The organism is Sphingobium sp. CECT 9361, assembly GCF_918741285.1.
Taxonomy (GTDB): Bacteria; Pseudomonadota; Alphaproteobacteria; order Sphingomonadales; family Sphingomonadaceae; genus Sphingobium.
Window position 1 is genome coordinate 247,672 of the sequence record NZ_CAKKNC010000001.1, and the last position, 12,145, is coordinate 259,816.

10 protein-coding genes and 1 tRNA gene are annotated in these 12,145 nt (G+C 59.9%); 8 read left to right on the forward strand and 3 right to left on the reverse strand.

Annotated features, from left to right (window positions below; genetic code table 11):
- Positions 1-42 precede the first annotated feature (42 nt).
- Entirely contained in the window at positions 43-1,386 is a 1,344-nt protein-coding gene (locus LQ220_RS01030) for a dicarboxylate/amino acid:cation symporter (protein ID WP_230186428.1), read from the reverse strand.
- Positions 1,387-1,686: 300 nt separating this feature from the next.
- Between LQ220_RS01030 and LQ220_RS01035 the strand changes: the two genes are divergently transcribed.
- The 6 genes from LQ220_RS01035 (at position 1,687) to LQ220_RS01060 (ending at position 8,995) form a co-directional block, all read left to right on the forward strand.
- Positions 1,687-3,369, forward strand: a complete 1,683-nt coding sequence (locus tag LQ220_RS01035) for an ATP-binding protein (protein WP_230186429.1) — start codon at positions 1,687-1,689, stop codon at positions 3,367-3,369.
- Positions 3,366-4,676, forward strand: coding sequence for a sigma-54 dependent transcriptional regulator (locus LQ220_RS01040; protein WP_230186430.1), 1,311 nt, complete (start codon positions 3,366-3,368; stop codon positions 4,674-4,676). The genes LQ220_RS01035 and LQ220_RS01040 overlap by 4 nt, the downstream gene beginning before the upstream one ends.
- A gap of 158 nt (positions 4,677-4,834) precedes the next feature.
- Positions 4,835-5,938, forward strand: coding sequence for a PHB depolymerase family esterase (locus LQ220_RS01045; RefSeq protein ID WP_230186431.1), 1,104 nt, complete (start codon positions 4,835-4,837; stop codon positions 5,936-5,938).
- Positions 5,939-6,085: 147 nt separating this feature from the next.
- Entirely contained in the window at positions 6,086-7,432 is a 1,347-nt protein-coding gene (locus LQ220_RS01050) for a M48 family metalloprotease (RefSeq protein ID WP_230187215.1), read from the forward strand.
- Positions 7,429-8,202 carry a DsbA family protein gene (locus LQ220_RS01055; RefSeq protein ID WP_230186432.1) on the forward strand — a complete coding sequence of 258 codons (774 nt, stop codon included), beginning with the start codon at positions 7,429-7,431 and terminating at the stop codon, positions 8,200-8,202. Before LQ220_RS01050 ends, LQ220_RS01055 begins: the two co-directional genes overlap by 4 nt.
- Before the next feature lies 1 nt (position 8,203).
- Complete coding sequence (locus LQ220_RS01060; RefSeq protein WP_230186433.1) at positions 8,204-8,995, forward strand: transporter; 792 nt, start codon at positions 8,204-8,206, stop codon at positions 8,993-8,995.
- On the opposite strand, the gene LQ220_RS01065 is transcribed toward LQ220_RS01060, so the two are convergent.
- Entirely contained in the window at positions 8,996-9,673 is a 678-nt protein-coding gene (locus LQ220_RS01065; RefSeq protein WP_230186434.1) for an RlmE family RNA methyltransferase, read from the reverse strand. It lies immediately after the preceding gene.
- The gene (locus tag LQ220_RS01070; protein WP_230186435.1) at positions 9,670-10,803 is read right to left on the reverse strand and encodes a Ppx/GppA phosphatase family protein; all 1,134 of its coding nucleotides are present in this window, start codon (positions 10,801-10,803) and stop codon (positions 9,670-9,672) included. The genes LQ220_RS01065 and LQ220_RS01070 overlap by 4 nt, the downstream gene beginning before the upstream one ends.
- A gap of 243 nt (positions 10,804-11,046) precedes the next feature.
- Here LQ220_RS01070 and LQ220_RS01075 point away from each other — a divergent pair.
- Both LQ220_RS01075 and LQ220_RS01080 read left to right on the forward strand, forming a co-directional pair.
- A tRNA-Gln gene (locus tag LQ220_RS01075) sits at positions 11,047-11,120 on the forward strand.
- Between the two features lie 184 nt (positions 11,121-11,304).
- Positions 11,305-11,853, forward strand: a complete 549-nt coding sequence (locus LQ220_RS01080) for an opacity protein (RefSeq protein WP_230186436.1) — start codon at positions 11,305-11,307, stop codon at positions 11,851-11,853.
- Positions 11,854-12,145: the final 292 nt, after the last annotated feature.

Below are 12,145 nucleotides of genomic sequence, written 5' to 3' on the forward strand. Positions count from 1 at the left end.
AGGGACGCTGATGCACAGCGCGCAGCTTCCGAAAGGATGAAATCAGGCGGCGGTCAGCGTAGGTGTCGTCGCTGCGGTGACAGCCGGTTCCACTGTCTTCCCGTCGAGCGCTGCATTGAGCATCTCGCGGTCCAGTCCGCCTTCCCATCGCGCGACCACGATTGTGGCGACGGCGTTGCCGATGAAATTAGTCAGACTGCGGCATTCACTCATGAAGCGGTCGACGCCCAGGATAAGGGCCATGCCTGCCAGCGGCACGGTCGGCACTATGGACAGCGTTGCGGCCAGCGTGATGAAGCCCGCGCCCGTCACACCCGCTGCACCTTTGGACGAGAGCATCGCTACACCTAACAAAAGCAGTTCCTGGCCCAGCGTGAGCTCGACCCCGGTTGCTTGTGCAATGAAGAGCGCGGCCAGTGTCATGTAGATATTGGTGCCGTCCAGATTGAAGCTGTAACCGGTCGGCACAACCAGCCCGACGATAGACTTCTCGCAACCTGCCCGCTCCATCTTTTCAATGAGATTGGGAAGGGCTGCTTCGGATGAGGACGTTCCCAGCACCAGCAGAAGTTCGGCCTTGAGATAGCGCAGCAGTTTGAAGATGGAGAAGCCGGTCAATCTGGCAACTGTGCCAAGCACTACGATAACGAACAGCAATGATGTCAGGTAGAAAGTCGCAACCAGCGCGCCGAGGTTGACGAGGCTGCCGACACCATATTTGCCGATGGTGAAGGCAATCGCGCCGAATGCGCCGATGGGCGCAGCACGCATAAGGATCGACACCAGCTTGAACACGACGAGGCTCAGTCGCTCCAGGAAGCGGATCACGGGTGCAGCCGGTTCGCCCACGAGGCTGATCGCAATGCCGAACAGGATCGCGACAAGCAGGATTTGCAGGATGTTGCCGTCGGTAAATGCGCCCACCAGCGTATCGGGAATGACATTCAGCAAAAAGCCGGTCAGCGTCGTCTCATGCGCTTTTGCTGCGTAGTCCGCGACAGCGCCGCCATCCAGAGTGGCGGGGTCGATGTTCATGCCTGCGCCCGGCTGAACGACGTTGGCGACAATGAGGCCCACGACCAGGGCCAATGTCGAAAAGGTTAGGAAGTATGCAAAAGCCTTGGCCGCCACCCGACCGACCGAGCCAAGCTCTTTCATGCCTGCAATGCCGGTGACGATGGTCAGGAAGATGACCGGGGCGATGATCATTTTCACCAGTTTGATGAACGCATCGCCCAGCGGCTTGAGCGCTTCGCCATAAGCGGGCCAGAAATGTCCGAGCAGCGCGCCCAGAATGATGGCGACCAGAACCTGCACATAGAGCTGCGAGGCAATGCCCTTGCGGCGGGGTGGCGGCGGCGCTGTTGTGAAATTCTGACTGATCATAGCGGGCGTTCCATCTCCATAGCCGCCGCTGGCTCAATATTTGCGGCAGGTCGATGGTGCAGCGAAAACCGGAAAGCAACAATATAAGCGCGAAACTATATCCAACTATCTATAATACATGGATTTTATTCCGAATTGCCCTTGCGACATTAGGACAGGTTATGCGGATTATGACATCGCTCGGGATAGGGTTGTGTGATAATCCACACACTTATGAGCCGCCACGCTTCCTTTATTGACTGGTGCCGTCGTGTTGCACCCTTGTTGGTAGCCATCGCTGTAATCCTCGCAGCGAGCATTTTGTTCGCAGATCGGTATCATCGCTTTCTGCGCGAACAGGCGATTAGTGTTGAACGCGATGAAACGACCAAACAAACTCGCGCCGTTTTGCGCCTGCTGGAATCCGAACTGCAGAAATTCCGTCTGCTTCCAGCGGTCCTTAGCGAATATCCCGATTTGCGTGCGGCGTTACGATCCAGTCGGGTCGATCCAAGGCTTAACGACAAGTTGGCTGTGCTGAAAGACAAGACCGGTGCGGGGGCGATCTTTGCGCTGGATCGGCAGGGCAAGGCCATCGCTGCTTCCAATGCGCGGTTGCCAGACAGCTTCGTTGGGCAGGATTATAGTTTTCGTCCCTATTATCGCCTTGGCTGGACGAAGGGGGGCGGCGAATATTTTGCTCTGGGCACGGTCAGTCGACGCCCCGGATTGTACCTCTCCCGCCGCATAGAGGATGCCAACGGCCCGATTGGCGTTATCGTCGTCAAAATAGAATTCGATGGCATCGAACAGGCATGGCGAGACCGTAGGGCGCTGAGCTTCGTCGTCGATGGCAATGGCGTGCTGCTGCTCAGCAGCGATCCTTCGCTTCGTTTTCGTGCGCTGGGGGCAATCGACCCTGCACGCAAGGCCAAGATCAAGGCTGCGTTGCAATTCGGCAATGCACGGCTGACGCCTTTGGAGATCACAATCGCGCCCACGGGCCTGACCACCATGCGCGATGGATCACAGGCGATGGCGGCCATTTTGCCGGTTCCGGTATCCGGTTGGCGCCTCTATCACTTCGAACCGCTTGAATTAGCGCTGAAGTCTGCACGGCAGCGCGCGAATATCGCCGCTATCTTGTTCGCTATCGTGCTGTCGCTGCTACTGGCAGTACTGGGCTGGGCGATAGTGCGTCGTCGACTTGCGGGAGAGGCGCGGGCTTTGTTAGAGAAGGAAGTTGCCGCCCGCACCCACGATCTTGCCCGTGAGATCGAGGCGCGGGTCAGTGCCGATCAGCGCTATCGTCAGGCGCGTGAGGAACTCGCCCATGCCAATCGCCTGGGGACATTGGGAACCATTTCTGCGGGTGTGGCGCATGAAATCAACCAGCCGGTTGCAACAATCCGCACTTTCGCCGAGAACGCGACGGCTTTTCTGGATCGAGCCCAGCCCGAACAGGCGGCCACCAATCTGCGCGAAATCGTCGCGATGACCGATCGGATCGGCAGCATTACCGCGCAACTTCGTCGCTATGCTCGCCGCGGGGTCGGCACCATCGGCCCGCTGTCCATTGACCAAGTGTTTGACGGGGTTCGCCTTTTGGTTAGCGACCAGTTTCGCAGTGCGCAGGTGCGGCTCGACCTCCCGACGCCCGGTCCGGGGTTGAAGGTATATGCCGGCCGGGTCCGGTTGGAGCAGGTGCTGGTCAACCTTCTGACCAACGCGCTGGAAGCTGTTCGTACCCAATCCGATCCATGGGTCCGCGTTACTCTGATGCAGAATCGCGGCCAGATCGTTCTCGATATTCGCGATAGCGGCGAAGGGATCGATCCCGCTATTGCCGACCAGCTTTTTATGCCCTTTGCTACCACGAAAACAGGTGGCTTGGGGCTGGGCCTCCACATCGCACGGGACATCATGATCGAATTTGGCGGGACGCTTGAGCATGTCGCGAGCGACGATAACACGCTGTTTCGAATGACATTGGAAGCTGTATGAGCGACGTACCGATCCTGCTCGTCGATGACGATGATGCCTTGCGCAATGCGCTCGTTCAATCCTTTCAGTTGGCGGATCTGGCCGTTGAGGCTTTTGCCGACGGTGCGGGCGCTCTCTCACGCTTATCGGCAGGGTTCGACGGCGCGGTCGTGTCGGACATCCGGATGCCGCGGATGGACGGGCTGGAATTGTTTCGGCAGGTCGCTGCCATCGACCCTGAAATCCCTGTAATTCTCATGACGGGCCATGCTGATGTGCCCATGGCGGTTTCGGCCCTTAAGTCAGGCGTGTTCGATTTTATCGCAAAGCCTTTTGCCACCGATCATCTGATCGCGTCGGCCCGACGTGCGTTGGAGATGCGGCGGCTGGTGCTCGACAATCGTCATCTCCGTGCCGCAGCGGACGAGAGCGCCAACGGGGAACTGCTGATCGGCGAAACGCCCGCCATGATCCGCTTGCGCGACAATATGCGGCAAGTCGCCGATGCCGAGGTCGACATCCTGATCGAAGGCGAAACCGGCACAGGCAAGGAACTGGTTGCAACCTTGCTGCATCGTTGGAGTCGCAGGCGCGGCCGACCCTTCATTGCCATCAATTGTGCCGCGCTGCCCGACAAGATCGCTGAGGTAGACTTGTTCGGTCAGGAAAGCGGCCGCACATTACAATCCGGCAGGATCACGCGGGCCAACAAGGGATCGCTGTTTCTCGATGAGATCGAAAGCAGTCCGGCTTGGCTGCAAGGTGCATTGCTGCGTGTCCTGGAAGAGCGCGAAGTCATGCCGGTGGGGGCCGAGCAACCGCTCGCCGTGGATCTGCGTGTTGTCGCCGCGACTAAACCGGGGATCGATGCCAGCGTCGCCGAAGGGCGCTTTCGCGCCGATCTTCTCTATCGGCTCGATATGGTGAGATTGCGCATCCCGCCCTTGCGGGAACGTCGCGCAGATATCCCGTTGTTGTTCGGATATCTGCTGCATCAGGCCGCGGATCAGATGAAGCGGGAGGTGCCACGGATCGGACCGGACATACGTGCGTATCTTGCCGATCACGATTGGCCGGGCAATGTTCGTGAACTGGCCAATTTTGCAAAGCGCGCGGTGCTTGGGATGCACGCGGACGTGGCATCCGCCGAAAGCCAAATGGCGCTCGCCCAGCAAGTGGAACAGTTTGAAGCGGCAGTGATACGTCGGGTTCTGGAGCGCGTACAGGGAGACGCCCGATCGGCAATGGCGGAACTGGAGCTACCTCGAAAGACCTTTTACGATAAGCTCAACCGCCACGGCATCGAGATCGACGACTATCGCAAGTGAGCTGAAAACGTCGGATGTATGGGGCTTTGTAAAATCAGCGAAATTTCCAGTTAGGACTTGTCGGTTAGCTTCGGAGAGCCATATTGTGCAGTGCAGCAAAGAAAGCAGCACTGGACGGAGCGCCTAGCCGGCGGTTCTTCAGGACCGGAGATAATCGCATGAAGAAGCTATCCAGCACCATTGCCCAACTCGCCGCTCTGCGAGCCGCCGTCGCGCCGCTCAGCGGCGATAAAGTAACCAAAAAACTGCAGACGCTTGAGGGTTTTGGCACAAATCCTGGAGCTTTGGGCGCGAAGATGCATGTTCCCGTGAGTCTGGCCAAGAGGCCGGCATTGGTTGTCGTCCTGCATGGCTGCACACAGTCCGCCGATGGATATGATCACGGATCCGGATGGTCGCAACTGGCCGACAAACATGGGTTTGCCTTGCTCTTTCCAGAGCAGAAACGATCGAACAATCCTAATCTCTGTTTCAACTGGTTCTCACCGGCGGACAACAGGCGCGATCATGGCGAAGCGCTCTCGATTCGCCAAATGATCGAGGCAATGGTCAAAACCCACGGCATCGATTCGGCTAGCATTTTCGTTACCGGGCTGTCGGCGGGCGGCGCGATGGCATCCATCATGCTGGCGACCTATCCCGAGGTTTTCGCAGGAGGAGCGATTATTGCGGGTCTTCCACATGGCGCCGCTGCCAATGTGCCGCAGGCTCTTGAAGCTATGCGTTCGCCAAAGACAACGGATGGCAAGGATCTGGGCGATCAGGTGCGCAAGGCATCGGGTCACTCCGGTCCTTGGCCACGCATTGCCGTCTGGCACGGAACCGCCGACGCCACCGTCAATAGCGCCAATGCGGACGCGATCCTCGCGCAATGGATTTCGGTCCATGGCGTTGACGCCACACCTGCCACCACGAATGTGATTGCCGGACATTCCCATCGCGTCTGGAAGAATTCGGACGGTCGCGCGGTCGTGGAGGATTTCAGGATCGGCAATATGGGCCACGGCACCCCCTTGGCCACGACCGGCGCTGACGCATGCGGCGTAGCCATGCCGTATATGTTGGATGTGGGGATTTCCTCGACGCGGCACATCGCAGCATCATGGAGCTTACTTGAAGAGCGTGCGTCTACCACGGCTTCCCCCATTGCCAGTCTGCGCTCAGTCGATGCACCGTTGGACCGCCCGATGAGCTCCAGGACCAAAGGGGGCGTGCAGAAAGTCATCGAAGACGCGCTTCGTGCCGCCGGACTAGTGCGCTGATAAAAGCTGTATTCGGTCGTCATGCTGAAAGCGCCCGCAATGAAGATGGGCCCGCTTGCTAGGCACGAGCCTTATCCTCTCGCCATTGAACCTGAGCGCAACTTCGCCCATAGCATCGCCATGGCTCCTGCCCCTGCCGTTCGCGCAATGATGCGCCTGTGTGTTGCGTTGCTGTTGTCCTGCGCCTTGCTGGTCCGTCCGGCGGTTGCACAGCAGATATTGCGCGATGCGGAGACCGAAGCGTTGCTCAATGACATCTCCGGCCCTCTGGTGAAGGCTGCGAGCATGGAACCGCGCAATGTCCAGGTCCTGTTGATTAACGACAAGGAAATCAACGCCTTCGTCGCTGGCGGGCAATATGTATGGATACATAGCGGGCTGATTGCCGCCGCAGACAACGTCAATCAGGTGCAGGGCGTCGTCGCACATGAGCTTGGCCACATCGAAGGTGGGCATGTTATCACCGGGGCCGATGGCGCTAAGGCGGCGACCAATATCACGCTGCTCAGCCTGGTACTCGGCGCAGCAGCTATCGCGGCGGGCGCAGGCGAAGCGGGTATGGGCATCATGGGCGCCGGTCAGCAGGCGGCGATGGGCAAATATCTCGCTTTTTCCCGCACCCAGGAAAGCTCCGCCGATCTGGCCGGTGCACGTTATCTGGGCGCGGCGGGCATAAGCGGGCAGGGCAGCCTGGAGTTCTTCAAGAAGCTGCAGAATCAGGAGTATCGCCTGGCAATACCGCAGGACGACAGTTACGGACGGACCCATCCACTGTCCGGCGAGCGAATTGCGGTGCTCACCAACGTCTATGAAAAAGACCCGGCGTGGAAGAAGCCGGTCGACCCTGTGCTCGAACGGAAGTTCGAGCGGGTGAAGGCAAAGCTCGTCGGCTTCGTGTCCGACCCGTCGCAGACGTTGCGAACTTATCCCGAAACCGATCAGTCGATCCCCGGCCATTATGCGCGCGCCTATGCTTGGCATAAAAGCGCTTATCCGGAAAAAGCCTTGTCGGAAGTGGCCGCGTTGCTGGCCGCGCAGCCGCACGATCCCTATTTTCTGGAGCTGAAGGGACAGGTGCTGCTGGAAAGCGGGCGCCCAGCCGAAGCGATTGCACCGTTGCGCGAAGCGGTCGCCGGGTCGGGTAACCAGCCGCTGATTGCGGTGCTGCTGGGCCATGCGCTGATCGCGACCGAGGATGAGAAGAATTTCGACGAGGCAGAGAAGGTGTTGCGCACCGCTGTGGCGCGCGACCGCGAAAACCCCTTCGCCTGGTATCAGCTTGGCGTGGTGTATGAGCGGCGGGGGGATATTCCTCGCGCGGCGCTGGCGACGGCGGAACGCTATTCGATGCAGGGTCAGGACGGCCTTGCCCTGCGTAGCGCCGACGCAGCGATGCAGGGATTGAAGGAAGGCACCGCGGACTGGTTGCGCGCGCAGGACATCTCCATGGCATCGCGCGCTGCGGTCGAATCGCAAGGCAGGAAAAAACGATGAGCGACACCCCGGCGAGCTTTGGAGCCGCAATTAAGAATGGAAAGATACAGATGATGCTGGGTGGAACGTCCTTTGTCGCGGCGGCAGCGGTCGCGGCTTTCTTTTTGCAAAGCGCGGCCCCGGCTGCTGCGGTGGATACCAAGGATCGGGCGGCCATAGAAGCAATCGTACGCGACTACATCTTGGAGCATCCCGAAATACTGCCTCAGGCGATGGAAAAGCTGGCCTCCAAGCGAATGGGCGCGGTGATCGACCAGAATCGTTCGGTGATCGAGACGCCCTATGCCGGAGCGTGGGAAGGCGCGACTAAGGGCGATGTCGTGCTAGTCGAGTTTTTCGATTATGCCTGTGGATATTGTCGCGCGACCTTGCCTGAAATTGCCAAGCTGGTGGCGCAGGACAGCAATCTGAAGGTCGTGTACCGCGAACTGCCGATCCTGTCGGAGCAGAGCGCGGATGCGGCAAAGGTATCGCTGCTCGCCGCCGAGAAGGGGCAGTACATGCCATTCCACCGCGCGCTTTACGGTGCGGGCAAGGTAACACGCGATTCGATCTTCGCGGCGGCGGCGCAGGTGGGGATCGACCGTAAGGCTGCCGAGGCAGCGATGGTATCGACGAAGTACAATGCCGAGGTGGAGTCCAATATCCGTCTCGCGCAGACGTTGCAGGCAAGCGGCACGCCTACTTTCGTGATCGGCAATCAGGTACTGAACGGTGCTGTGGGCTTCGATACGCTGAAGGCCGCGGTGGCGACTGCGCGAGGGAAATAGCGTGAAGCGTGCCGTTCTTCTTGTGCTCGGGGTGGCATTTGCAATACCGGCAATTGCGCAGGACTTGCGTCCGCTTTGCCCGACGCGACCTGGGCTGGGGACACCACCCTGTATCGTCGACAAGGGCCACACTCTCGCCGAAGTTGGGGTTGGTGACTGGACCCGCGACCGTGATGGCGACATGCAATCCGATAGAGTGATCGTCGGCGACATGCTGCTGCGCTATGGTATCGATACGCAGAGCGAAATCGAAATTGGCTGGACAGCCTATGGGCATCAGCGGGACCGGGCAGGGACGTCGGTGAATCGGTCCAGCGGCACGGGGGACGTGTTGCTGGCGTATAAAAGAAGCGTTGCGAACCCGGATGGATCCGGTTTGTCGGCGGCGGTGCAGCCGTTCGTAACGTTGCCTGCAGGTGGAGCAGCGATTGGCGCAGGCGACTGGGGCGCTGGTGTAATCGTGCCGATCAGCACCGATATTGCCGAGGGCGTATCGCTCCAACTCTCTCCGGAAATCGATGCTGCCGTCGATGAGGATCGCAGCGGACGCCATTTGGCTTATGGCAGCGTGGCGGGGATCGGCGTCGATCTGTCAGAAGCTGTGAATGCCGCGCTTGAACTGTCGGCGTTTCGTGACGACGATCCGTCGGGCCACAGCACCGAATTGCTCGCGGCTGCTGCGCTGGCATGGCAACCCGTGGATGCGTGGCAACTTGACGTCGGTAGTGCCTTAGGTCTCAATCACAGCAGCCCGGATGCACGACTGTATTTCGGAGTAGCGCGGCGATTCTGACTAGCTTGCCGGTTCATTGTTCCCCTTGAACCCCTGCGCGACGACATACCATTCGCTCGACCCCTTGCGGCTGGCGGGGGGCTTGGCATGCTTGACCGTGGTGAAGTGCTTTTTGAGCACGGCCAGCAATTCGCGGTCGGTGCCACCTGCGAACACCTTAGCCACGAAAACGCCGCCGGGTTTCAGCGTTTCGATGGCGAAATAGGCCGCTGCCTCTACCAGACCCATCGTGCGCAAATGGTCGGTTTGGGTATGGCCCACGGTGTTGGCCGCCATGTCCGAAAGCACAAGATCGGGCGCATCGCCAAGTTCCGCGCACAGTACGCCCGACGCCTTGTCGTCCATGAAGTCCATTTCGAGCAGGGTCACGCCTTCGATCTCATCCGTAGGGAGCAAGTCGATGCCGACGACGCGCGCTTTGGGTGAGAGTTTGCGCACCACTTGCGCCCAACCGCCCGGCGCGACGCCAAGGTCGATGACGTGGCGTGCCTGCTTCACGAAATGGAATTTTTCGTCCAGTTCGATCAGTTTGAAGGCGGCGCGGCTGCGCCACCCCTGCGCGCGTGCGGCATGGACATAGGGGTCGTTCAACTGGCGCTCGAGCCAGCGCGTCGATTGCGCGGTCCGCTTCTTGGCTGTCTTGACGCGGATATGGCCTACGCCGGTGCCTCTTGTCATGATCCTGCCCTTTGGCTGGGGATAACGTCGCGGTCCATCAGGCCGCGCAATATGCCTTCGCGAATGCCGCGATCCGCAACGCCGAGCCGCTCTGCGGGCCAGATGTCGAGGATACTTTCCAGTATAGCACAGCCTGCGACTACCAGATCGGCGCGTTCCGACCCTATGCAAGGCAGCAGTCGCCGGTCGGTAATCGCCATCGCGGCCAGCCGCCCGGATATGTCACGCATGGACGCCGATGGGACGATCAACCCGTCGATGGCGGCACGATCGTAGCGCGGGAGTTCGAGGTGGAGACTGGCCAATGTGGTGACTGTGCCGGACGTACCGAGCAGGCGGACGGAGCCGCGCTGTTTAGGTAGACGCGCAGCGAATGTGGCAAAAGCGTCAGCCACCCTCTGCCGCATCCCTGCATAAGCGGCCAGCCGCGCGTCCAGATCGTCCGGATCGAATTGTTCCGACTCGGTCAGCGATACGACGCCCCACGGCGCGCTCTGCCAATCGAGAATCCGTGGTGCCGGGCCTTCGGTATCGACCAGCACCAATTCGGTGGACCCGCCACCGATGTCGAAGATGAGCGCCGGGCCTTCGCCCGGTTCCAACAGTGCATGGCAGCCCAATACAGCCAGCCGTGCTTCTTCCTCTGCGGTGATGATATCGAGCGCGATGCCGGTTTCACGATAGACCCGTTCAATAAATGCAGGGCCGTTGACGGCACGGCGGCATGCTTCGGTAGCGACCGAGCGCGCGAGGGTCACATGGCGACGGCGCAGCTTTTCCGCACAGATCGACAAGGCAGCGATAGCGCGTTCTATGGCGACATCACTGATGCGGCCGCTTGCCGCCAAACCTTCGCCCAGACGTACGATACGGGAAAATGCATCGACGACGATGAATCCGTCGGCGGAAGGCTTGGCGATCAGCAGGCGGCAGTTGTTGGTGCCCAGATCGATCGCCGCATAGGATTTTCGGCTTGGCCAGCGGCTTCCCGTGACCGCTCGCGACATATCGCTCGCGCTGATCGACGAGGGCACCGTCGGGACGGCGGTGGACGATGCCACAGGGACGCCCATGCCCCTGTGTGCGGGGTTTGGCGCTGGCTGCGGCGATGGGCGGCTACGCTGCACCATGGCCATAAACTCACTGTTATGTTTTCCGTGCGCCGCGACAGGCACCGGTACTTGGGAACAAGAGTAAGGGCGGACGCGGCAAAGCGCAAGTTTGTGCATTTGCATCACGCGCCCATCATTGTTCCAATCCAGGAAGGTGCTGCGACGGCCGGTTCCCAAATCCCGTCATTGACAGGCCGGGGGCACCTGCTTATTTGCCGCACTCCGGTCGCCGACCCGCCATGGGGGGCGCCTTGGGCATGATGCCCCGTCGTCTAATGGTAAGACAGCGGATTCTGACTCCGCCAATCGAGGTTCGAATCCTCGCGGGGCATCCAGCCGACACAGCTTGCCATCTCCAAAAAACAGATATGTTCTAAGCGGTTGGGCAACCGACAGGCGTCTGTTGCATTTTTGCGACAGTTCCTTGTTTATCTCTGTTGCGATGCAACAACCCGGCGTGAAGGCAGTTTAGTCGTGCGACCGCTCAAGAAAAAGCGGGAAGTTCGCTTGGAGTTTTGTATGAAAAAGTTTCTATTGGCCGCCGCAGCGATCGCGCTGCTCCCCTCCGCTGCAATGGCGCAGGAAACCGCCCCCGATGGCACGGACGCATTCGGCCTTGAGCCTTATGTCGGTGTGCTTGGCGGCTATCACTCGTTCGATCGCGACAGCGAATTCGGTTCGCCCCGCGGTGGCAAAATGAACGGTGGCCTCGTCAGCGGCGTTGCCGGTGTGAACATTCCCCTTGGCCCGGTTTTCGTCGGTGCAGAAGGTAATGCCACCAAGGGCTTCAACGACATCGATTGGGAATATGGCGTTCGTGGCCGCGTCGGTGCACGCGCTGGCGAAAGCGGCATGATCTTCGCATCGGCCGGTTACCAGTGGGTCAACGGCCGTCGCGCTTATAGCGACCAGAAGGACTGGATCTACGGTCTTGGCGTCGAAGTAGGCCCCAAGGACATCGGTCTTGGCGGCGTGACCGGCAATTCCGGCATTCGTCTGCGTCTGCAGGCGGAAACCTATGATTTCGACAGCATCCGTCCGATGGCTGGCGTGATCTTCCACTTCTAAGTGCGAAGCACTTCGTCGTGCCGAAAGGGGTGGGCCATTGGCCCGCCCCTTTTTATTTGGGACACCGACATTGGCAATGTCGACCATTATCCGACAGTTGCATCGGGCATGCACAGCGGGTCCGGGACCTTGGCGGCAATAGGCTATTTTGTGGCGTCGTACGCCGATATACCAGATCGGCTGGTGGTCATGCGTTTCTCGATCGCGCTTCCTGATCCGTCGCAATATCGGCGCCGGTAAGCTCGCCTTGTTCACAAATGGTGCCCGCCCTCTCTCCCGGCACCCCCGCACT

Excerpts from the sequence above, each read along its gene's own strand:
- LQ220_RS01070 (WP_230186435.1), bottom strand. The coding sequence starts at position 10,803 with ATGGTGCAGCGTAGCCGCCCATCGCCGCAGCCAGCGCCAAACCCCGCA.
- LQ220_RS01055 (WP_230186432.1), top strand. The coding sequence starts at position 7,429 with ATGAGCGACACCCCGGCGAGCTTTGGAGCCGCAATTAAGAATGGAAAG.
- LQ220_RS01065 (WP_230186434.1), bottom strand. The coding sequence starts at position 9,673 with ATGACAAGAGGCACCGGCGTAGGCCATATCCGCGTCAAGACAGCCAAG.
- LQ220_RS01080 (WP_230186436.1), top strand. The coding sequence starts at position 11,305 with ATGAAAAAGTTTCTATTGGCCGCCGCAGCGATCGCGCTGCTCCCCTCC.
- LQ220_RS01045 (WP_230186431.1), top strand. The coding sequence starts at position 4,835 with ATGAAGAAGCTATCCAGCACCATTGCCCAACTCGCCGCTCTGCGAGCC.
- LQ220_RS01040 (WP_230186430.1), top strand. The coding sequence starts at position 3,366 with ATGAGCGACGTACCGATCCTGCTCGTCGATGACGATGATGCCTTGCGC.
- LQ220_RS01030 (WP_230186428.1), bottom strand. The coding sequence starts at position 1,386 with ATGATCAGTCAGAATTTCACAACAGCGCCGCCGCCACCCCGCCGCAAG.
- LQ220_RS01050 (WP_230187215.1), top strand. The coding sequence starts at position 6,086 with ATGATGCGCCTGTGTGTTGCGTTGCTGTTGTCCTGCGCCTTGCTGGTC.